This window comes from Stenotrophomonas lactitubi (genome assembly GCF_002803515.1).
Lineage (GTDB): Bacteria > Pseudomonadota > Gammaproteobacteria > Xanthomonadales > Xanthomonadaceae > Stenotrophomonas > Stenotrophomonas lactitubi.
Genome location: NZ_PHQX01000001.1, coordinates 3,486,059 through 3,505,112, shown reverse-complemented (window position 1 = coordinate 3,505,112; position 19,054 = coordinate 3,486,059). Strand labels below are relative to the sequence as shown.

Sequence of the window (19,054 nt, the reverse complement as noted above, 5' to 3'; positions counted from 1 at the left end):
ACCGCGCTGCGCGCTCGCCGGGCATGGCCTGGCGCTACCGCATTGGCCAGCGGCACCACGCAAATGGATACTCATCCAACTGGTCGGTGAGTCCCGCTCGGATGGGATTGCCCAGGATGTAGAGAGCGTGACGTCTCAAGGCTTTCTCATGACGCACCGCATGGTCGAAGTAGCTGGGCTGCCAAAGCGGTGTATCCACGCCGAACTGTTGCCCCAACTGTCGGCTGCTGCGTGACTTCACCGTTCCCATCAGTCGGGCAAGCGTTCCACTGCGCAGTTGCACCAGCCAGTGGAGATGATCGGGCATGATGACCCAGGCATAGGAGTGGCTCATGCCTGCACGTTCCACGAACCGCAACGCTTCCAGCAGGCATGCGGCATGGTCGGGGTCTTCGAAAACCCGACGCCGCTGCCGTACGACAGTGGTGAGCACATAGCAGCTATCGACCCGGGAATCGCGGCCACGGGCGAGATGACGACTGGACATGAAGCCAGTCTGTGGGAACAACGTGTCTGCTCGTATCGGTAATCGCCACTGATTCTTGTGGGGATCGTCCAGTCTGCGCGCAGGTGGGATGCCATCCGTGTGTGGGCACTCCGGTAGCGCCGGGCCCTCCCCAGTGGCTCTTCCGCCCGACATTCAGGGTGTCTGAAGCAGACCGCGCTTCGCGCTCGCCGGGCATGGCCCGGCGCTACCCGAAGGTCGGGATCATCGGAGATCGTGCAGTTGCCGGCCAGCGGCCGACACTACCGGTCACACCGCTTCGTCATCCCGCCGCTCGGTGCGGCAGGAGCGTACCCGCGTCAGCGCGTCGCCGGCTTCGCGCGCCATCTTCTCGTACTCGGCGCGGATCTCTTCCAGACGCTCTTCGTCCAGTTCTTCCAGGTCCAGCAGCTCGTTGTTGGCCTCGGCAGTGGCGCGGATCAGTTCATCCAGCTTGATCTGCATCGCCGCCGTGTCCGAGTTCTGCGTGTGCTGGATCAGGAACACCATCAGGAAGGTGATGATCGTGGTGCCGGTGTTGATCACCAGCTGCCAGGTATCGTTGAACTTGAATATCGGGCCGCTGATGCCCCACAGCACGACGATCGCCACCGCGGCCAGGAAGGTCCACGGCGAGCCGGTGGCGGCCGCGGCCTTCTTGGCGATCGTATTGAACAGGTTCCTTGCGCTCATCGTCATCGTTCCACTGGAATGACGACGATCATCGGCACGTGGCCGTGCAGGTGCCGTGCAGTCGAGCGTGGGCTCAGGCGCGCAGGCGCGGTGCTTCCTGGCTGCGCACCGGGCTGGCCAGGTAGACGTGCTGCCAGCAGCGTTCGACGAATTCGCGGGCCTGTGCTTCGGTCAGGCGCGGCATGATCTGCAGGGCGTACTGGGTCTGGAACAGCTCATCGCGCTGCGCATTGCTGGCGCGTGGTTGGGTGATCAGCGAATCACAGGCGAACTTGATCCACGGCACATAGGTGCCGAACGAAGTGTGCGCGAGTGCGCCATCGGCGTGCTGGCGGCGCCAGTAATCCAGCTCCGCATCGACATTGATGACCGGGGGAATGGCGGGAACTTCAGCGTGCATGACGATCCAATCGGTTGAAGGTGAAAGGGAGTGGGGGCCCGTTACAGTCTGGCCCGGACGGTGGTGCATGCCGCGTCAGCGCGATGTGCAGCCAGCGTGGCGATGGCGCAGCAGCTGTGCGTGTTCAACCGCACCCAGGCGTTCGGCCATGCCCGCCATCGCATTGCACAGGCGCACCAGGTCGCGGGGATGATCGAGCAGCAGATCCTGCTGCATGTCCTGGTAGGCGCTCCAGAACGGGGCACTGCGCTGGTGCAGTGCGTATTGCTGCTGCAGTCGGTCCCAGATCGCGGCCAGGGCCGGGTCGCTGGGAGGACGTACCGCATGCGCTTGCATGGTCGGCTCCAAGCCGGGGCGGGGGCCCCGGTTGCATTCCACCCTAGACGTGGCAGCGCAGCAGGATGTTAGTGGCGCGTGTGCACTGCACGCAGCTGACTGCGCAGCAGTTCACGTTGAAGCAGGCAGACGCTGCCGGCACAAGGGTGTGCCGGCACTGAAGCGTTCATCAAGGCGGGCTCATCAGCCGTGGCGGATGCTCATTCGCCGATGTCTTCGTTCCAGATTTCCGGATGTTGCGCAATGAAACCGCCCAACAGGTCCACGCATTCCTGGCTGTCCAGGTCGATCACGTTGACGCCGTTTTCGCGCAGCCAGTCGATGCCGCCCTGGAAAGTGCGCGATTCGCCGACCACCACCGTGCCGATGTTGAACTGCCGCACCAGGCCCGAGCAGTACCAGCACGGAGCCAGGGTGGTGACCATGATGGTGTCCTGGTAGCGGCGCTGGCGGCCGGCCTTGCGGAAGGCATCGGTCTCGCCATGCACGGACGGGTCGCCTTCCTGCACGCGGCGGTTGTGGCCGCAGCCGAGCAGGCGGCCGTCGTTGTGGTACAGCGCCGCGCCGATCGGCACGCCGCCTTCGGCCAACCCCTGGCGGGCTTCGGCAATGGCGGTCTGCAACAGGGCCTGGTAGTCGGGCGTGGTGATCATGCGGGGCTCCGGTAGGTCGTGGGGCGCCATGATACGGCCAGCGTTCCCCGCAGGGGCCCTGCGGTGCGATAATCGGGGGCATGAGCGAATCCCCCTACAAATCCGGTACCACCCATTTCGGGTTCCGCGACGTTGACGCCAAGGACAAGCAGAAGCTGGTCGGCCAGGTGTTCACGTCGGTCGCGCGCAACTACGACCTGATGAACGACCTGATGAGCATGGGCGTGCACCGGGCATGGAAGCGCTACTACGTAGCCACCGCGCAGGTGAAGCCGGGTGACCGCGTGCTCGACCTGGCCGGTGGCACCGGCGATATCGCCGCGCTGCTGAAGGAGCGGGTCGGTGCCGAGGGTTCGGTGGTGCTGGGCGACATCAACGCCGGCATGCTGTCGGTCGGCCGTGACCGCCTGACCAACCGCGGCCTGGTGCTCGGCTTGGACTACGTACAGTGCAACGCCGAAGCCCTGCCGTTCCCGGACAACAGCTTCGACCTGGTGACCATCGCCTTTGGTCTGCGCAACGTGACCGACAAGGACGCCGGCCTGCGCGAGATGTTCCGCGTGCTGAAGGTGGGCGGCCAGGCCCGTGTGCTGGAGTTCTCCGAAGTCACCGCGGACTGGTTCAAGCCGATCTACGACTTCCACTCGTTCAAGATCCTGCCGAAGCTGGGCAAGCTGTTCGCCAACGATTCGGACAGCTACCAGTATCTGGCCGAGAGCATCCGCAAGCATCCGCCGCAGGAAGAGCTGAAGGCGATGATGGGGCAGGCGGGCTTCGAGCGCTGCCACTACAAGAACCTGACCGGCGGCATCGTCTCGATCCACTCCGGCTACAAGCTGTAAGCCTCGCTTTGGTAGGTGCCAACCTTGGTTGGCACACGCCCGCCGCGAGCGGTGATGGATCCGTGCCAACCAAGGTTGGCACCTACCTGTAGATGCCGACCTTGGTCGGCATGGGCCCCCACCGCGCGCCCGCCGCCATTACCCCGCACCGCGCAACGCTTCCCGGCCGGGGGAGAGGTACCATTGGGGTTTGATCCCCGTAACGGTCCCGATTCATGCGCAATCCGCTGATGCTCCTTCCGTTGGCCGTGGCCCTGGCCGCCGGCTGCTCCCAGGAGGCGGCCGCACCCGCCGCCGCTCCGACTGCCCAGAAGGCTCCCGCCGCCCCCGTGAACGCCGAAAACCGCAGCCACGATGAAAGCTCGTACGCCGAGCCGGACAAGGTCGTCGTCAAGGACATCGCGCTGGATCTGAAGCTGGACTTCGACCAGAAGCAGATCGGCGGCACCGCCACCTACACCCTGGAATGGAAGCAGAAGGATGCCAAGCAGCTGGTGCTGGACACCCGCGAGCTGAGCATCGCCAAGGTCGAAGCGATCGCCGCCGACGGCGCGCGCAGCCCGCTGCAGTTCGTGCTGGCCCCGGTGGACAAGGTGTTCGGCAGCAAGCTGACCATCGAAACCCCGGACCAGCCGGCCAAGGTCGAGGTGACCTACCACACCGCACCGACCGCGTCGGGCCTGCAGTGGCTGGCGCCGTCGATGACCGAGGGCAAGAAGCTGCCCTTCATGTTCAGCCAGTCGCAGGCGATCCACGCCCGTTCCTGGGTGCCACTGCAGGACACCCCGAGCGTGCGCTTCACCTACAGCGCGCACGTGGTCTCGCGCCCGGACGTGATGGTGCTGATGAGCGCCGACAACGATCCCAAGGCCGCGCGTGACGGTGACTACACCTTCAAGATGCCGCAGCCGATTCCGTCCTACCTGCTGGCCATCGCCGCCGGCGACCTGGTGTTCGAGCCGATCTCCGGCCGTTCCGGCGTCTGGGCCGAGCCGACCATGGTCAACAAGGCCGCCAAGGAATTCGAAGACACCGAGAAGATGATCGGTGCCGCCGAAAAGCTGTACGGCGAATACCGCTGGGGCCGCTACGACATGCTGGTGCTGCCGCCGTCGTTCCCGTTCGGTGGCATGGAAAACCCGCGCCTGACCTTCGCCACTCCGACCGTGATCGTCGGCGACAAGTCGCTGGTCTCGCTGGTCGCCCATGAACTGGCACACAGCTGGTCGGGCAACCTGGTGACCAACGCCAGCTGGAAGGACATCTGGCTCAACGAAGGCTTCACCACCTACGTCCAGGGCCGCATCACCGAAGCCCTGTACGGCAAGGAGATGGCCGAGATGGAAAAGCAGATCGACCAGACCGATCTGCTGGCCGAAGTGAAGGACATGAGCCCGGCCGACCAGGCGCTGGCGCTGCCGCCGCTGAACGAGCGTGACCCGGACGAAGCCCTGAGCCAGGTGGCCTACGTCAAGGGTTCGTGGTTCCTGGAATTCCTGGAACAGCGTTTCGGCCGCGAAACCTTCGATCCGTTCCTGCGCGGCTGGTTCGATGACCACGCTTTCCAGAGCGCCAACACTGACCAGTTCGTCGAGTACCTGAAGAAGAACCTGCTGCCGAAGAATCCGTCGGCGGTCACCGAAGCCGAACTGAAGGCGTGGCTGGACGAGCCGGGCATTCCGGCGTTCGCGGCCAAGGCGCAGTCGCGCAACTTCAGCAGCGTGGATACCGCGCGCATCGCCTTCGCCAGCGCCGGCACCGTGCCGAGCAGCCAGGTGATCGCCGAGTGGAGCACCCAGGAGTGGGTCCGCTTCATCGACGGCCTGGGCGCCACCCAGCCGCTGGACAAGCTGGCCACGCTGGACAAGGCGTTCCACTTCACCGGCACCCCGAATGGCGAGATCGCCATGCGCTGGTACCCGCTGACCATCCGCAGCGGTTACGAGCAGGCCAATGAAGCGGCGGCTGCGTTCATCGAGCGTGTCGGTCGTCGCAAGCTGATCCTGCCGATCTACGCCGAACTGGTGAAGACCCCGAAGGGTCTGGAGCTGGCCAAGCAGGCGTTCGAAAAGGCCAAGCCGGGCTACCACCCGATCACCACCGCCTCGGTGCAGGACATGCTGGCCAAGGCGGAAGCAAAGTAAACGGGAGTGCCGGTCGCTGGCCGGCAACCCAGACACTGCTTCACCAGCAACGGCGGGGAAACCCGCCGTTGCTGTATCCGCTTTTCGCTGCCGATAGAATCGGGATGCACCCGTAAAGGACTCCGCCATGAAACGACTGATCCTGCTCACCGCCTGCACCCTGGCCCTGGCCGCCTGCAGCAACCCCGAGGAAGAACGCAAGGCGCAGGAGGCCGCCGCCGCCGCCGTGCAGGCGCAGAAGGAAGCCAAGGCCGAAGACGTTGCCAAGCAGTACGACATGGCCGTGGCCGCGCAGGACTGGGAGCGCGCGCGCCTGCATGGCGCCTCGCTGCTGGACCAGTACAAGGACACCGCCGCCGCCGAGCGCATCGCCGCCGGCTTCGACGAGGTCAAGGCCAAGGGTGATGCCGCGCGCGATCTGCGCCGCATGCAGGGGCTGTGGCAGTACAACCAGATTCCGGTCGGCAGCAAGGGCAACCAGGTGTCGGCACAGATCTTCAGCAAGGAACGGGTGGATGTGGATGGCAGCGGCGCCAAGCCGGTGCAGCTGGTGTTCCGCGATCATCCCGAATGGAAGCGTCATGCCTACCTGGTGCTGCAGGCCGGCGATTTCCGCTGCCCGCAGTGCACGGTGAAGGTCACGGTGGACGGTGGCAAGCCGATCTCCATGGCGGCATGGCGGCCGAAGACCGACGAGGCGATCGCCATGTTCATCACCGACCAGAAGGCGCTGTGGAAGCTGGCAGCCAAGGGCAAGTCGATCAGCATCGAATTCCCGGTCAAGGCCGGTGGCACGCGCACGGCCGTGTTCGAGACCGGTGGCGTGGATGCCAGCCGCATGCCGGCGTGGTGGCATTGACCGTGAATGCACGGGTGGCTGCGCCGGCGCTGTCGACGATCCGCCACTGGGTGTTCGACATGGATGGCACGCTGACCGTGGCGGTGCATGATTTCGCGCGGATCAAGCGCGAACTGGCGATTCCGCAGGAGGATGACATCCTCACCCACCTGGCCGGGTTGCCAGCCGCGGAGGCCAGCGCCAAGCATGCCTGGCTGCTGGCGCACGAGCGCGCGTTGGCCGCTGCGTCCCAGCCGGCGACGGGGGCGGTGGCGCTGGTGCGCACGCTGCAGGGCACCGGTTGCCGTCTGGGCATCCTGACCCGCAACGTGCGCAGCCTCGCGCAGGTCACCCTGCAGGCGATCGGGCTGGGCGACGTATTTGCCGAAGACGACATCATCGGTCGCGACGAGGCCGAACCGAAGCCTTCACCTGCCGGGCTGCAGTACTTCCTGCGGCGCTGGCAGGTGGAACCTTCGCAGGTGGTGATGGTGGGCGACTACCGCTTCGATCTGGAATGCGGCCGCGCGGCGGGCAGTCGCACGCTGCTGGTCAATGCCCCGGACAACCCGTGGCCCGGCATGGCCTGTTGGCACCTGGCCGATTGCGCGGCGGTGCTGGAGCGCTGGCGAGGCTAGCGCGGCGCCCTGTACGCGCTGTGGCGGGAATCTGGGCCCCGCCACGGCGGTCAACTCTCGACTGTCATCACAGTGTATTGTGCGAGGCCGGCTGGACGTTCTGCGAATGCCCGGCCGGGGGTGAAGCGGAGGCGGTTGGGGAACCGTCGCCGCTCACTGCCGCGGCCTGGTCGAAGCCGCAGTAGGCGTTGAAGGTGCCGGCGAGTGGTTTCGCTGCGCTGGTGGTTGTGTCGGGTAACACGTTGTCCGGTGTGGCCCGCTGCCAAGGATGGGGCGTGGGTGTCCTTTGCTCCATTTCTGGATTCCTTTCATGCTCCGAGCTGTGTGGGTGTCGCTGTACCGGCGTCTGTGTCCGATTGCCGCCTTCTTCCTGTTTGGCCTGGTCGCCCTGTCGTTGTCGCGACTGGGGTTGGCGCTGTGGCACGCCGCGCGGGTCAGTGCTGCTGACGGCTGGGCCACGGTGTTCCTGCAGGGGCTGCGGGTGGATGTGTCGACCCTGTGCCTGCTGTACGGCATCCCGGCGGTGCTGGCGCTGCTGTTGCCGCTGGAAGGACGCGTGGGCCGCGCGTGGCGGCATCTGCTGCGGTGGTGGCTGATCCTGGCCAGCGTGCTGCTGGTGTTCATGGAGCTGGCCACGCCGAGCTTCATGGCCGAGTACGGCCTGCGCCCCAATCGCCTGTTCCTGGAATATCTGATCTATCCCGAAGAAGTCGGGATGACGCTGTTGCGCGGCCATCTGCTGGCCGTGGTGATCGAAGTTGCCGCGGTGGTCGTGCTGTTCTGGGCATTGCTTCGCGGGTCGCGGCGCTGGGTCGGCAACAGCCCGATGGTCGCAGTCGAAGCGGGATGGCTGTGGCGGCTGCCGTTGGCGTTCCTGGTGCTGCTGCTGGCGGCGCTGGGCGTGCGTTCCAGCCTGGGTCATCGGCCCTTGAATCCGGCACTGGTGGCGTTCTCGACCGACCCGACCATCAATGCCTTGCCGCTGAATTCGCTGTACACCGTCGGCTATGCCGCGCGGCAGCTGGCGACCCGCAGCGAAACCTCGCGCGTCTACGGTGACCTGCCGCTGGCCGAGGTGGTCAGCGAACTGCGCGCCAGCAGCGGCCTGCCGGCATCGGCGTATGTCTCCGACGCATTGCCGAGCCTGGCGCTGCGTCCGCCGCAGTATCAGGGCAAGCCGCGCAATCTGGTGATCGTGCTGGAAGAAAGCCTGGGCGCGCAGTTCATCGGCAGTCTCGGTGGACGGCCGTTGTCGCCCAATTACGACCGCCTGAGCACACAGGGCTGGGCGTTCGAGCGTCTGTATGCGACCGGCACGCGTTCGGTGCGCGGCATCGAGGCGGTACTGACCGGGTTCCCGCCGACGCCGGCCGAATCGGTGGTCAAGCTGCCCGCCAGCCGCCAGCGCTTCTTCACCCTGGCCGATGTGCTGGGGCGGCATGGCTACGACACCGGCTTCTATTACGGCGGCGAAAGCCATTTCGACAACATGCGCGAGTTCTTCCTCGCCAATGGCTTCAACCGCATCGTGGATCGCAAGGATTACCGCAAGCCGGCATTCGTCGGTTCCTGGGGCGCGTCGGATGAAGACCTGTTCGGCCAGGCCGACCAGCAGTTCCGGCAGCTGAAAGCGCAGGGCAAGCCGTTCTTCGGCCTGGTGTTCACCTCCAGCAACCACGATCCGTTCGAGTTCCCGGACGGCCGCATCGACCTGTACGAGCAGCCGAAACAGACCCGCGACAACGCCGCCAAATACGCCGACTACGCGCTGGGCGAGTTCTTCCGCAAGGCGATGGCCTCACCGTACTGGGAGGACACCGTGTTCCTGGTGGTGGCCGACCATGATTCGCGGGTGTTCGGCAAGAACATGGTGCCGATCGGCAACTTCCATATTCCCGGGTTGATCCTCGGCGGCGGCATCGAGGCGCGCCGCGATACCCGCATCGTCAGCCAGATTGATCTGCCGCCGACGCTGCTGTCCCTGCTGGGCATTGCCGATCCGACCCCGACGGTGGGACAGGACCTGACCGACCTGCAGCGGCTGCAGCCGGGGCGCGCGCTGATGCAGTACGACCGCAATCTGGCGTGGATGGAGGGCAACGATGTGGCCATCCTGCAGCCGGACAAGCCCGCGCAGGGCTTCCGCTACGATCCTGCGAGCGACCAGCTGCAGCCGCAGGCACTGCGGCCGGAACTGGCGAGGCGTGCACATGCCTACGCGATGTGGGGCACGCTGGCCTACGAAAAAGAGCTGTACCGCTTGCCGGAGAAGGCCAAGCCCTGAGCCGGGGGTAGCGCCGGGCCATGCCCGGCGAGCGCGCAGCGCGGGCTGCATCCGGAGCCGAAGGTGTCTGGTCGGAAAGCCGCCGGGCATGGCCCGGCGCTACCAGAGCGGTGCCGGCCGCTGGCCGGCAGTGTCGACCAAGGTCGACACCTACCAGGGCGCAGCGTGTCGACCAAGGTCGACACCCACCGAGCGGGTGCGCGGGCAGTTTGGTTACACGCTCAGCGCGTAACCGAACTGCTGCTTGAACTGCTCGTTGAACTCATCGAAGGTGAAGCGCTGGTTCTGGGTGCCCGGGTGCTCGACCTTCAGCGCGCCCATCAGGTTGCCCATGCGGCCGATGGTCAGCCAGTCGAAGCCCTTCTGGATGCCGTAGATCAGGCCGGCGCGGAAGGCGTCGCCACAGCCGGTCGGATCGACTACGCGGCGCTCGTGCGCCGGCGGGATGTCGTAGCTCTTTTCCGGGGTGTGGATCACCGCGCCCTTCGGGCCGCGGGTGGTGATGTAGGCCTTGACCCGGCTGACGATCTCTTTTTCGTTCCAGCCGGTGCGTTCCTGCAGCAGGTTCGACTCATAGTCGTTGACCACCACGTAATCGGCCTGCTCGATGAACTCGCGCAGTTCCGGGCCATTGAACAGCGGCATGGCCTGGCCCGGGTCGAAGATGAACGGCACGCCGTCTTCGTGGAATTCCAGTGCGTTCTGGATCATGCCTTCGCGGCCGTCCGGGCCGACCAGGCCGAGGCTGACGCCCGGCACGTCGCGCACGTGGTTTTCGTAGGAACGCATCATCGCGCCCGGGTGGAAGGCGGTGATCTGGTTGTTGTCGTGGTCGGTGGTGATGAACGCCTGCGGGGTAAACAGCTCATCGATCACGCGCACGCGGGTGAGGTCGATGCCCAGTGCATCGAAGTGCTCGCGGTACGGGCCGAAGTCCGAACCCACCGTGCCCATCGGGATCGGATCGCCACCCAGCAGGTGCAGGTTGTAGGCGATGTTGCCGGCGCAGCCGCCGAACTCGCGGCGCATGCGCGGCACCAGGAACGACACGTTCAGGATGTGCACCTTGTCCGGCAGGATGTGATTCTTGAACTGGTCCGGGAACACCATGATGGTGTCGAAGGCAAGAGAACCACAGATCAGAGCGGACATCGATGTAAGCCTATGCGGTGAATTTTGGGATGGGCCGGCCCACTTCGGCAGGCAAGCAAACGGCGCCCTTGGGCGCCCGACGGCGCAAAGGTTACCCGCTGGTGCCGCTCAGGGCCAGAACCGGGTGATGCCCGATCAGGCCGAAAGCCTGTGAAGGCGCGGGTTCAGCTGGATTTCTCCTTGCTCGGCGGCAGGCAGGTTGCTAGGCTTGTCGACCTCGATTTCTGCCCATTTTTTCGCCATCCCGCGTTGGGCGCGACACCCCTCAGGATCAACTCCCAGATGTTCAAGAAACTGCGCGGCATGTTCTCCAATGACCTGTCCATCGACCTGGGCACGGCCAACACCCTCATCTATGTGCGTGGGCAGGGAATCGTGCTGAACGAGCCGTCCGTGGTCGCGGTGCGCCAGGATCGCGCCATTGGTGGTACCCGGTCGGTGGCAGCCGTTGGCGCCGAGGCCAAGCAGATGCTCGGCCGTACCCCGGGCCACATCACCACCATCCGCCCGATGAAAGACGGCGTCATCGCCGACTTCACCTACACCGAGGCGATGCTCAAGCACTTCATCAAGAAGGTGCACAAGTCGCGCTTCCTGCGCCCGAGCCCGCGCGTGCTGGTCTGCGTGCCGGCCGGCTCGACCCAGGTCGAGCGCCGCGCGATCAAGGAATCGGCCGAGGAGGCCGGTGCCCGTGACGTGTTCCTGATCGAAGAGCCGATGGCGGCCGCGATCGGCGCCGGCATGCCGGTCACCGAGGCCCGTGGCTCGATGGTCATCGACATCGGTGGCGGCACCACCGAAGTGGCGGTGATCTCGCTCAACGGCATCGTCTATTCCGCTTCGGTGCGCATCGGTGGTGACCGCTTCGACGAATCGATCACCAATTACGTGCGCCGCAACCACGGCATGCTGATCGGTGAAGCCACCGCTGAGCGCATCAAGGTCGAACTGGGCTGTGCCTACCCGCAGGCGGAAGCGATCGAGATGGAAATCTCCGGCCGCAACCTCGCCGAGGGCGTGCCGAAGATGATCAAGATCAGCTCCAACGAAGTGCTTGAAGCGCTGCACGAGCCGCTGTCGGGCATTGTCAGCGCGGTCAAGCTGGCACTGGAACAGACCCCGCCGGAACTGTGCGCCGACGTCGCCGAGCGCGGCATCGTGCTGACCGGTGGTGGCGCCCTGCTGCGCGACATGGACCGCCTGATTTCCGAGGAAACCGGTCTGCACGTGCAGGTGGCTGACGACCCGCTGACCTGCGTGGCCCGCGGTGGCGGTCGTGCGCTGGAACTGGTCGACATGCACGGCAACGAGTTCTTTGCGCCGGAATAAGCCGTCCCGGCTGCCTGCGCCCGCAGCGCCCCTCCGGGGTGCGGCCCGCCACATCGGCGGGTCGGCACCGGCGGGGCGCCCGCGTGTTTCCCTTCCGCCTTCTGCCAGTTGAATCGCTGCCGTGCCGCCCTACGCCGGACCTCCCGTCGCTTCCCGATCCGGTGATGCCGCCAGCCCGCTACGGCTGCTGGCCTATCTCGCACTGGCAATCACCTTGATCGTCCTCGACGACCAGGCCGGCTGGCTGGCGCGTCTGCGCGAGCAGGCCAACAGCCTGGTGCAGCCGGTGTGGGCCCTGGCCGGCCTGCCCGGCAAGCTCGGCGGGCAGGTGCGGGATACCGCCGCAAGCCACGGCCAGCTGGTGACCGAGAACCGCGAACTGCGCAACCAGCTGCTGCTGGCCAACGCCCGCCTGACCCGTCTGCAGACCGCCGCGCTGGACAACGCGCAGCTGCGCGAACTGCTGAACGTGGCCGAGCGCAGTGGTTTGGACGTGCAGCTGGCGCCGATCCTGGACATCGACCTGGACCCGGTCAAACAGCGCCTGGTGCTGGACGCCGGCAGCCGCGAAGGCGTGCACGTCGGCCAGGCGGTGATCGATTCCGGCGGCCTGATGGGCCAGGTGATCAGCGTGACCGCGGGCAGCTCCACCGTGCTGTTGCTGACCGATCCCGACCACGCGGTGCCGGTGACCGTGGCCCGCAATGGCGTGCGCCTGATCGTCTACGGCCGCGGCGACAAGCTGGAACTGCGCGACATCCCGCTCAGCGCCGGCGTGGAAGTAGGCGATGAGATCGTCACCTCCGGCCTTGGCGGTCGCTTCCCGGCGGGATTCCCGGTCGGCACCATCACCGGGCTGCGCCCGGACGATACCCATGCCTTCCTGGTGGGGGAACTGAAGCCGGCCGCGCAGCTTGATCGCGGCCGTGATGTCCTGCTGCTGCGCCCCGGCGCTGCGATCCGCATTCCGCCGAACCTGCGCCTGCAGATGGAACAGGGTGCTCCCGGTGGCCCTGCCGATGCCACCGCGCTGCCGAGCGGCACCACGCCTGCAGGTACGCAGCCCACCCCGGTAGTGCCGGCCGCTGGCCAGCAACCGTCCTCGTCTGCGACGAGGCCGGCTGCCCCCGCATCCCACCTCACCCCCGCGCCTTCGGCGCGCGTCCCTCAACAAGAGGGGGGCTCTCCCCAAGCCGGCTCCACGGTAGTGCCGGCCGCTGGCCGGCAACCGCAGCAAACTCAACCTCAGCCGACCACACCGGAGGCGCAACGATGAGCCGCCTTCGCGACAACCGCTGGGTGCTGCCGGCCAGCGTGGTGGTGGCCCTGCTGCTGGGCCTGCTGCCGTTGCCGGCGCTGCTGCAGCCGCTGCGTCCGTATTGGCTGGCCCTGGTGCTGGCTTACTGGGTGATCGAAGCGCCCGAGCGCGTCGGCCTCGGTATCGCCTTCGCCAGCGGCGTCGTCGCCGACCTGCTGTATGGCGGCGTGCTGGGCGAACAGGCGCTGCGGCTGGTGATGCTGGCCTTCATCCTGCAGCGCTTCCGCGCGCGCATCCGCTTCTTCCCGATGTCGCAGCAGATGCTGGCCATCGGCGGCCTGCTGTTCAACGACCGCATCGTCAGCGCGCTGGTCCACATCATGGTGGGCGAGCCCACCCTGCCGTGGTCGTACTGGTGGGCACCGCTGCTCGGCATGGGCCTGTGGCCGCTGGTGTTCGTGCTGCTGGATGCGGTGCGCTTCGGCAAGCGCGGGCGCTGAGCCATGCTGCCGCGCCGCCAGGTCAAGAATCCGCACGCCGAAGCCGAACAGTTCCGGCGCCGCGCGGCGTTGGGCTTCTTCGGCGTGCTGGTCTGCCTGCTGGGCCTGGGCGGCTGGTACTTCAAGCTGCAGGTGCTGGACCACGACATCTACGCCACCCGATCCGAAGCCAACCGCATCAAGCCGCGGCCGGTGGTGCCCGGGCGCGGCATGATCTATGACCGCAACGGCCGCCTGCTGGCCGAGAACGTGCCGGCGTTCCGCCTGGATGTCACCCCGGACAAGGTCAAGGACATGGATGCCACCCTGGAAGGGCTGGCGAAGATCATCCAGATCAGCCCGGAAGAACTGGAAGCGTTCAACAAGTCGCGCAAGGCGCGCCGCAAGTTCCTGCCGGTCACGCTGAAGCTGCGCATGAGCGATGAGGAAATGGCGCGCTTCGCCGTGGACCGCTGGCGCTTTCCCGGCGTCGAGCTGGAACCGTACCTGACCCGTCGCTATCCCTATGGCGACCTGTTCGCGCACATCATCGGTTACGTCGGCCGCGTGGACGACAAGGATCTTGAGATCCTCGGCGAAGGCAATGCCGCGCTGACCCACATCGGCAAGTCGGGCCTGGAGCGCTATTACGAGCAGGAACTGCGCGGCAAGGTCGGCTACGAGCAGGTCGAGACCAACGTGCAGGGCCGCGCGATCCGCACCATCGGCCGTGTCGCCGCACAGTCCGGCGCCGACCTGCGTCTGTCGATCGACGCCGACCTGCAGCGGGCGATGGTGGCCGCCTTCGGCGATCAGGAAGGCTCGGCCGTGGCGATGGACCCGCGAACCGGTGAAGTGCTGGCAATGGTCAGCCTGCCGTCCTACGACCCGAACCTGTTCGTCAACGGCATCTCGCATGCCGATTTCAAGGCGCTCAACGACAACCCGTCGCGCCCGCAGTTCAATCGACTGGTACTCGGCGGCGTCGCTCCCGGTTCCACCCTGAAGCCGTTGATCGGCCTGGCCGGCCTCGATTCGGGCGTTCGCCGTCCGGAGGACAAGGTGCTGTCGACCGGCATGTTCTACCTGCCCGGCACCTCGCGTGGCTGGGGCGATTCGCACCGTGGCGGTCACGGCTGGACCGATCTGCGCAAGTCCATCGCGCAGTCGGTCAATACGTACTACTACCGGCTGGCATTGGACCTGGGCATCGAGCGGTTCGACCACTACATGGAGTACTACGGCTTCGGCCAGCCGACCGGCATCGATCTGACCGGCGAGATCTCCGGCATCCTGCCGTCGCCGGCCTACAAGCGGAAGAGCCGCAAGGAAGCCTGGTATCCCGGCGACACGGTGAACATCAGCATCGGCCAGGGCGATTGGAAGGTCACCCCGCTGCAGCTGGCCCGTGGTGTCAGCGGCCTGGCCAATGGCCAGCTGCGCACGCCGCATCTGGTGATGCAGCAGCGTGCTGGTTTCGACAGCGACTGGGTGGCGACAGAGCCCGGCCCGAGCAAGCCGGTCAGCCCCAACCCGAACAATCTTCAGGCGGTGCGCGAAGGCATGATGGCCACCATGCTTCCCGGCGGCAGCGCCGCACGCATGGCGGCCGGCGCGCCGTACACGATGGCGGGCAAGACCGGTACCGCGCAGGTCGTCAGCCGCAAGGGCACCGCCGCGGTCAATCCCAGAAGCCTGCCGATGCACCTGCGCCACCGTGCGCTGTTCGTCGGCTTCGCGCCGGCCGAGCAGCCGGTGATCGCGCTGGCCATCGCCGTGGAAGGCGGCGGTTATGGCGGCGCGGCGGCCGCACCGATCGCGCGCAAGATCTTCGATGCCTGGCTGCTGGGCAAGATGCCTGAGGGCATGCAGCCGCTGGACAGCGAGCGCGGCACTACTGCTATCGGTGCGACTGCCTTCGACAATGAAGACGTGGGCGCACGCCAGGCCGGCGATATCGCCGCCGCGCAGTTGGCCGAGCATCCGGTACTGATCGGTGTTCCTGCGCCGGAGCCTGTGCCGGCACCTGCGCCCGGTGCGCCTTCTGCGGCAACCGTGCCGGCCGGCACGCGCCCGACTGCTGCTGCGGAGGCTGCGCGATGAAGGAGTTCCTGCGCTGGGCCGGCGAAATGCTGCAGCGGTTCTTCAGCAGCCTCGACTGGCTGCTGTGCCTCGCCCTGGGCGCGCTGATGGTGATCGGCCTGGCGACGTTGAAGAGTGCTGGCGGCGATGGCCTGGTGATGGCGCAGGGCGTGCGTTTTGCCGTGGGCCTGGCAGCGATGTGGGGCATCTCGCGGGTGCCGATCCTGCGCATCCGCTCGGCGACGCCGCTGATCTATGCCATCTCGATGATTCCGTTGCTGGCGGTGTTCGTGCTGGGCACGGGCAAGTACGGCCGGCAGTGGCTGGACCTGAAGTTCTTCTACCTGCAGCCGGCCGAGCTGCTCAAGGTCAGCCTGCCGATGATGGTGGCCTGGTACCTGCACAAGATGCCGCTGCCGCCGCGCTTCAACACGGTGCTGGTGGCGATGGTGATCATCGGCGTACCGACCGGGCTGGTGATGCTGCAGCCGGACTTCGGCACCGGCGTGCTGATCGCCGCCAGTGGTGTGTTCGTGCTGCTGCTGGCCGGCCTGCCGTGGTGGTGGGTGGGGCTGGGCGTGGGCGGTGTGGCCGCGGTCGCACCCGTCGCCTGGTTCTGGCTGCTGCGGCCGTACCAGAAGGACCGCATCATGATGTTCCTGGACCCGGAGATGGATGCGCTGGGCGCGGGCTGGAACATCATCCAGTCGAAGATCGCCATTGGTTCCGGCGGTTTCGATGGCAAGGGCTGGGGCGAAGGCTCGCAGTCGCACCTGAATTTCATTCCCGAGCAGACCACGGACTTCGCGTTCTCGGTGCTGAGCGAGGAGTTCGGCTGGATCGGCGTGGCGCTGGTGCTGACGCTGTATCTGGTGGTGATCGGGCGCTGCCTGTGGATCGCCAACCAGTCGCGCGACTCGTACTCGCGGTTGCTGGCCGGCGCAACGGGGCTGGCGTTCTTCGTCTATGTGCTGGTGAACGGCGGGATGATCTCGGGCCTGCTGCCGGTGGTGGGTGTGCCGATGCCGTTGATCAGTTACGGCGGTACGTCGGCGGTGTCGCTGCTGGCGGGGTTCGGGTTGGTGATGGCGGTGCGTCGTCACAATCCGGTGCATGGCGGGTATGGGTAGTTTCCAGCCATCGGCGCAGCCCCTCGTGGGTGGCCGATCAACGGCGGGCTTCATGCGTTGGCCCGTGCCGGTGGGGGGCGCAGGGGACGCCGTGAATACGTCCTTGTAGGCTTAGCCGCGCCATCCATGGCGCGGATACCCCTGCGCCCCCCACCGGCACGGACCCCGACAGTTTTCTGCGGTGGCCACCCACGCAAAGAGAAATAAAGCAGAGCAGAAGCGGGTCGCTTCGCTCTTTGTAGTGCCGAGCCATGCTCGGCTCAGGAATGCACGCATCACGCCGCCTGCAGCTGCACATCCACATATTCCGACAGGCCTCGGCAGGCCAGCAGCAGCCCTTCGCGGGCGTCGTCACCCAGGTGCTGCGTGTCGTCGCCGTCCACGCGCACGCGTTCGCTGGCGTGCAGCAGTTCCAGCAGGAAGGTCAGCCCGGCATTGGCGCGGTCGATGCGTGCCATCGCCATGCACTGCGCCTGCGTTCGCCCCTTGTGTGGCCACGGCTGACCATCCGCCGCTTCAACCTGACGGATGCGCTGCAGGCAGTCCAGCAGGGTAGGGTTGCCTGGACTGTTGGCGGCCTGCGTGGCGGTGAGCGTGGTTTCCAGTGCGCGGGCGATGTCGTCCGGCAGCTGGTGGGCGGCCTCGCCCAAGGTCGCGAACAGGTACGGGTAGGTGGAAGCGGACATGGCGGCATCCTTGTGCGGTAGGCAAGGGCCACCCCACGTGCATGCGAGGGTGGCGGACGATGCGTGGCTCCAATACCGGTGACCAAGTGTGAAAGCGCCGGCGGGCACAAGGCCCTCCACGCACCGTCCGCCAAAGACGCACGGACGGATTGCCAGCCGACGCCGCTCAACAAGGAGAAAGCGACGCCGGCTGGCAAGCGTAAACAACACTTGGGTCAACGGGATTGGAGTCCCGTGCCACCCGTTGTCGGTGGCACTACATGATGTGCACGGGGCCCTTGCGGCTCCAATCAGAATTGTTTGAAACCCGGAAAATCCGCAGGCCAAAGGCATCCGCCACGCGCGGTGTCGATAGCGACAAACAGCGCTGACAGCTTCGCGAAAGCGCCGGTTGCTACCGTGCCACGGGTGAAATGGAAACGAATGCTTGGCGGCTGCTGTGAGGCAGTGCGCACGATCGATCTGCCGTTGCTGGTGGCGTTGTTGATCCTGATGGGTGCGGGCCTTGCGGTGCTGCACAGCGTGAACGGACCGGTGGCAGGGCAGGCGATGCGCTTTGCGATGGGTCTGCTAGCGATGTGGCTGCTGTCGCGGGTCTCGCTGCTGCGCCTGCGCGCGTGGACACCTGCCATCTATGCGCTGTCGATGCTTCCGTTGATGGCGGTGTATGTGATCGGTACCGGTAAATACGGGCAACGCTGGCTCAACCTCGGCGTGTTCTACCTGCAGCCCTCGGAGCTGCTCAAACTCAGCCTGCCGTTGATGATGGCCTGGTATCTGCACCGTCAGCCGCTGCCGCCGTCACCGCGCACGGTGCTGACGGCAGCAGTATTGATCGGGGTGCCAGCGGTGCTGATCCTGATGCAGCCCAATCTCGGTACCGCTACCCTGGTGACGGCCAGTGGCGTATTTGCATTGCTGCTGGCTGGCTTGCAGTGGCGCTGGGTGGTGGCCGGCCTGAGTGCGGTGTCGGTGGCGGCGCCGCTGGCGTGGTTCGGGCTGCTGCGGCAGTACCAGAAGAACCGTGTGCTGACCTTCCTGGATCCGGCGGCTGATCCGTTGGGCACCGGTTGGAACATCCTGCAGTCGCGCATCGCCATCGGTTCCGGTGGCCTGCAGGGGCGTGGCTGGGGCCACGGTACGCAGGCGACATTGGATTTCCTGCCGGAGTACACCACCGATTTCGCGTTCTCGGTGTTGGCCGAGGAATTCGGCTGGATCGGCGTGGTGACGGTGTTCGCCTTGTATCTGTTCGTGGTCGGGCGCTGCCTGTCGATCGCGGTGCAGGCACGCGACACGCACGCGCGGCTGTTGGCCGGCAGCCTGGGCCTGGCGTTCTTCGTGTACGTGCTGGTCAACGGCGGGATGATTTCCGGCCTGCTGCCGGTGGTGGGTATTCCGATGCCGCTGATCAGCTACGGCGGCACCTCGGCGGTGTCGTTGCTGGCCGGCATCGGTCTGGTGATGGCGGTGCGCGGGTACCGGCCGGTACACGCGTAGCTTTCCAGCCAACGGCGCAGCCCCTCGCGGGTGGGCCGCTCAATGCGATTCATCGATTGGGCCGGGCGGGTGAGCTGTGCAGGGGACGCCGTAAACCCATCCATGGGGGCTTGTCCGCGGCATCCA

Annotated in this window: 18 protein-coding genes; 11 read left to right on the top strand and 7 right to left on the bottom strand. The window is 66.3% G+C overall.

What is annotated here, in order from left to right; translation table 11 throughout:
- Nucleotides 1–34: 34 nt before the first annotated feature.
- From CR156_RS16355 to CR156_RS16335, 5 genes are all read right to left on the bottom strand, one after another.
- Nucleotides 35–487, bottom strand: coding sequence for an REP-associated tyrosine transposase (locus CR156_RS16355; RefSeq protein WP_100554210.1), 453 nt, complete (start codon nucleotides 485–487; stop codon nucleotides 35–37).
- A gap of 267 nt (nucleotides 488–754) precedes the next feature.
- Nucleotides 755–1,177, bottom strand: coding sequence for a low affinity iron permease family protein (locus CR156_RS16350; RefSeq protein WP_100553588.1), 423 nt, complete (start codon nucleotides 1,175–1,177; stop codon nucleotides 755–757).
- Between the two features lie 73 nt (nucleotides 1,178–1,250).
- Entirely contained in the window at nucleotides 1,251–1,577 is a 327-nt protein-coding gene (locus tag CR156_RS16345; RefSeq protein WP_089236961.1) for a hypothetical protein, read from the bottom strand.
- A 75-nt stretch (nucleotides 1,578–1,652) separates the two neighbouring features.
- A complete protein-coding gene (locus CR156_RS16340) occupies nucleotides 1,653–1,913 on the bottom strand; it encodes a hypothetical protein (protein WP_089238112.1) in 261 nt (86 codons plus the stop codon).
- Nucleotides 1,914–2,113: 200 nt separating this feature from the next.
- Nucleotides 2,114–2,566 carry a nucleoside deaminase gene (locus CR156_RS16335; protein ID WP_005411083.1) on the bottom strand — a complete coding sequence of 151 codons (453 nt, stop codon included), beginning with the start codon at nucleotides 2,564–2,566 and terminating at the stop codon, nucleotides 2,114–2,116.
- Between the two features lie 80 nt (nucleotides 2,567–2,646).
- Between CR156_RS16335 and ubiE the strand changes: the two genes are divergently transcribed.
- From ubiE to CR156_RS16310, 5 genes are all read left to right on the top strand, one after another.
- On the top strand, nucleotides 2,647–3,408 hold the full coding sequence (gene ubiE, locus CR156_RS16330) for a bifunctional demethylmenaquinone methyltransferase/2-methoxy-6-polyprenyl-1,4-benzoquinol methylase UbiE (RefSeq protein ID WP_025877269.1): 762 nt from the start codon (nucleotides 2,647–2,649) through the stop codon (nucleotides 3,406–3,408).
- A gap of 215 nt (nucleotides 3,409–3,623) precedes the next feature.
- Nucleotides 3,624–5,552, top strand: coding sequence for a M1 family metallopeptidase (locus CR156_RS16325; RefSeq protein ID WP_100553587.1), 1,929 nt, complete (start codon nucleotides 3,624–3,626; stop codon nucleotides 5,550–5,552).
- Nucleotides 5,553–5,679: 127 nt separating this feature from the next.
- Nucleotides 5,680–6,411 (top strand): hypothetical protein, encoded by a 732-nt coding sequence (locus CR156_RS16320; protein WP_100553586.1) that lies wholly within the window; start codon nucleotides 5,680–5,682, stop codon nucleotides 6,409–6,411.
- A complete protein-coding gene (locus tag CR156_RS16315) occupies nucleotides 6,399–7,028 on the top strand; it encodes an HAD family hydrolase (protein WP_409349559.1) in 630 nt (209 codons plus the stop codon). Before CR156_RS16320 ends, CR156_RS16315 begins: the two co-directional genes overlap by 13 nt.
- 310 nt (nucleotides 7,029–7,338) lie before the next feature.
- Complete coding sequence (locus tag CR156_RS16310) at nucleotides 7,339–9,312, top strand: LTA synthase family protein (protein WP_100553585.1); 1,974 nt, start codon at nucleotides 7,339–7,341, stop codon at nucleotides 9,310–9,312.
- A 213-nt stretch (nucleotides 9,313–9,525) separates the two neighbouring features.
- Here CR156_RS16310 and CR156_RS16305 read toward each other — a convergent pair whose 3' ends face one another.
- Complete coding sequence (locus CR156_RS16305; RefSeq protein WP_049463859.1) at nucleotides 9,526–10,464, bottom strand: carbohydrate kinase family protein; 939 nt, start codon at nucleotides 10,462–10,464, stop codon at nucleotides 9,526–9,528.
- Nucleotides 10,465–10,746: 282 nt separating this feature from the next.
- Here CR156_RS16305 and CR156_RS16300 point away from each other — a divergent pair, with 282 nt between their 5' ends.
- The 5 genes from CR156_RS16300 to rodA (CR156_RS16280) all read left to right on the top strand — a co-directional run bounded on the left by CR156_RS16300 (nucleotide 10,747) and on the right by rodA (CR156_RS16280) (nucleotide 16,742).
- Nucleotides 10,747–11,793 (top strand): rod shape-determining protein, encoded by a 1,047-nt coding sequence (locus CR156_RS16300; protein WP_025877255.1) that lies wholly within the window; start codon nucleotides 10,747–10,749, stop codon nucleotides 11,791–11,793.
- A 121-nt stretch (nucleotides 11,794–11,914) separates the two neighbouring features.
- Complete coding sequence (gene mreC, locus CR156_RS16295) at nucleotides 11,915–13,069, top strand: rod shape-determining protein MreC (protein ID WP_100553584.1); 1,155 nt, start codon at nucleotides 11,915–11,917, stop codon at nucleotides 13,067–13,069.
- Nucleotides 13,066–13,551 carry a rod shape-determining protein MreD gene (mreD, locus tag CR156_RS16290; protein WP_099820622.1) on the top strand — a complete coding sequence of 162 codons (486 nt, stop codon included), beginning with the start codon at nucleotides 13,066–13,068 and terminating at the stop codon, nucleotides 13,549–13,551. Before mreC ends, mreD begins: the two co-directional genes overlap by 4 nt.
- A 3-nt stretch (nucleotides 13,552–13,554) precedes the next feature.
- A complete protein-coding gene (mrdA, locus tag CR156_RS16285; protein WP_100553583.1) occupies nucleotides 13,555–15,633 on the top strand; it encodes a penicillin-binding protein 2 in 2,079 nt (692 codons plus the stop codon).
- Complete coding sequence (gene rodA / locus CR156_RS16280; RefSeq protein WP_100553582.1) at nucleotides 15,630–16,742, top strand: rod shape-determining protein RodA; 1,113 nt, start codon at nucleotides 15,630–15,632, stop codon at nucleotides 16,740–16,742. The genes mrdA and rodA (CR156_RS16280) overlap by 4 nt, the downstream gene beginning before the upstream one ends.
- A 275-nt stretch (nucleotides 16,743–17,017) precedes the next feature.
- On the opposite strand, the gene CR156_RS16275 is transcribed toward rodA (CR156_RS16280), so the two are convergent.
- Complete coding sequence (locus CR156_RS16275) at nucleotides 17,018–17,428, bottom strand: hypothetical protein (protein WP_100553581.1); 411 nt, start codon at nucleotides 17,426–17,428, stop codon at nucleotides 17,018–17,020.
- Between the two features lie 423 nt (nucleotides 17,429–17,851).
- Between CR156_RS16275 and rodA (CR156_RS16270) the strand changes: the two genes are divergently transcribed.
- On the top strand, nucleotides 17,852–18,928 hold the full coding sequence (gene rodA / locus CR156_RS16270) for a rod shape-determining protein RodA (protein ID WP_207764220.1): 1,077 nt from the start codon (nucleotides 17,852–17,854) through the stop codon (nucleotides 18,926–18,928).
- Nucleotides 18,929–19,054: the final 126 nt, after the last annotated feature.

Coding starts and splice junctions, on each gene's coding strand:
- CR156_RS16320 (WP_100553586.1), top strand. CDS start 5,680: ATGAAACGACTGATCCTGCTCACCGCCTGCACCCTGGCCCTGGCCGCC.
- CR156_RS16275 (WP_100553581.1), bottom strand. CDS start 17,428: ATGTCCGCTTCCACCTACCCGTACCTGTTCGCGACCTTGGGCGAGGCC.
- CR156_RS16300 (WP_025877255.1), top strand. CDS start 10,747: ATGTTCAAGAAACTGCGCGGCATGTTCTCCAATGACCTGTCCATCGAC.
- CR156_RS16345 (WP_089236961.1), bottom strand. CDS start 1,577: ATGCACGCTGAAGTTCCCGCCATTCCCCCGGTCATCAATGTCGATGCG.
- CR156_RS16305 (WP_049463859.1), bottom strand. CDS start 10,464: ATGTCCGCTCTGATCTGTGGTTCTCTTGCCTTCGACACCATCATGGTG.
- CR156_RS16325 (WP_100553587.1), top strand. CDS start 3,624: ATGCGCAATCCGCTGATGCTCCTTCCGTTGGCCGTGGCCCTGGCCGCC.
- rodA (WP_100553582.1), top strand. CDS start 15,630: ATGAAGGAGTTCCTGCGCTGGGCCGGCGAAATGCTGCAGCGGTTCTTC.
- CR156_RS16350 (WP_100553588.1), bottom strand. CDS start 1,177: ATGAGCGCAAGGAACCTGTTCAATACGATCGCCAAGAAGGCCGCGGCC.
- CR156_RS16335 (WP_005411083.1), bottom strand. CDS start 2,566: ATGATCACCACGCCCGACTACCAGGCCCTGTTGCAGACCGCCATTGCC.
- mrdA (WP_100553583.1), top strand. CDS start 13,555: ATGCTGCCGCGCCGCCAGGTCAAGAATCCGCACGCCGAAGCCGAACAG.
- CR156_RS16340 (WP_089238112.1), bottom strand. CDS start 1,913: ATGCAAGCGCATGCGGTACGTCCTCCCAGCGACCCGGCCCTGGCCGCG.
- CR156_RS16310 (WP_100553585.1), top strand. CDS start 7,339: ATGCTCCGAGCTGTGTGGGTGTCGCTGTACCGGCGTCTGTGTCCGATT.
- rodA (WP_207764220.1), top strand. CDS start 17,852: ATGCTTGGCGGCTGCTGTGAGGCAGTGCGCACGATCGATCTGCCGTTG.
- mreD (WP_099820622.1), top strand. CDS start 13,066: ATGAGCCGCCTTCGCGACAACCGCTGGGTGCTGCCGGCCAGCGTGGTG.
- ubiE (WP_025877269.1), top strand. CDS start 2,647: ATGAGCGAATCCCCCTACAAATCCGGTACCACCCATTTCGGGTTCCGC.
- CR156_RS16355 (WP_100554210.1), bottom strand. CDS start 487: ATGTCCAGTCGTCATCTCGCCCGTGGCCGCGATTCCCGGGTCGATAGC.